Annotated in this window: 1 protein-coding gene; it reads right to left on the bottom strand. The window is 74.9% G+C overall.

Features of this window, described 5'->3' with window-relative positions:
• On the bottom strand, nucleotides 1-957 hold a 957-nt coding region (locus C7C46_RS32855; RefSeq protein WP_110673568.1), incomplete at its 3' end, for an LLM class F420-dependent oxidoreductase.
• Nucleotides 958-1034 lie beyond the last annotated feature (77 nt).

Genomic DNA, 1034 nt, shown 5'->3' with positions numbered 1-1034 from the left:
GACACCGCCTCGCATCTGGCACGTCACTGGCCAGTGGCTTGACCCGGCCGGTCCGCGGGCCGGAGCGGCACCCGGTGACGGTGTGTCTACCCGGGCTGTGCGGAGCCAGGTCCGGGCGAGCTCGCCGACCCACGCCGTTGCCTCGTCGGCGGTCGGCGGGGGTGCGGCGACGACGACGAGTTCAGTGACGCCCGCCGCGGCGAGTTCGGCCAGGTGCTCCGGGGTACCGTCGCGCGGCGCCACGGCGACCGTGAGGCCGTCCATGGCGCGGCCGTGGCGGGCGCACTCCTCGGCGAGCACGGCGACGTGCGCCGGGACGTCGGCGACCGGGACGTTGAAGCCGTACCAGCCGTCGGCGAGCGCCGCCGCACGACGCAGGGCGGCTGCGCTGTTGCCGCCGACCAGGACCGGCAGGCGGCCGCCGCGCAACGGCTTGGGGTTGACCCGGACCGCGTCGAAGCGGGTGAACTCCCCGGCGAAAGAGGCCGGGTCGTGCGACCACAGGGCGCGCATCGCGGCGAGGTACTCGTCGGTGCGGCGCCCGCGTTCACCGAACGGGACACCGAGGGCGGCGAACTCCTCCGCCGACCAGCCGACCCCGATCCCGAGGCTGAACCGGCCCGCGGACAACACGTCGAGCGTGGCGGCCTGCTTGGCGACCACGACCGGATTGTGCTCGGGGAGCAGCAGCACGCCGGTCGCGAGCCCGATCCGGCTGGTGACCGCCGCGGCGAAGCTCAGCGCGAGGAGCGGGTCCAGCCAGTCCGCGTCCGGGGGCACGGCGATCCGGCCGTCGACAGAGTACGGGTAGTGCGAGGCTGGGGCGTCCACCAGGACCACGTGCTCGCCGCACCACAGCCGGTCGAAACCGTGCGCCTCCGCCGCCGCGGCCACGGCCCGGATCACCTCCGGACGGGCGCCGTCACCGATGCCGAGCGCGTGCAGACCCACCCGCATGCTCGCCTCCTCACCGCCACCCTAAGCACGGGTCCACGACGGAACCGACCTGGCACGCCGTCAGGGAGCAGCGGGAT

The organism is Streptomyces tateyamensis (assembly GCF_003205575.1).
In the GTDB taxonomy this organism is placed as follows: Bacteria; Actinomycetota; Actinomycetes; order Streptomycetales; family Streptomycetaceae; genus Kitasatospora; species Kitasatospora tateyamensis.
Note: the sequence above shows the minus strand (reverse complement) of the source record. Positions and strands in the feature narration are given on the sequence as shown.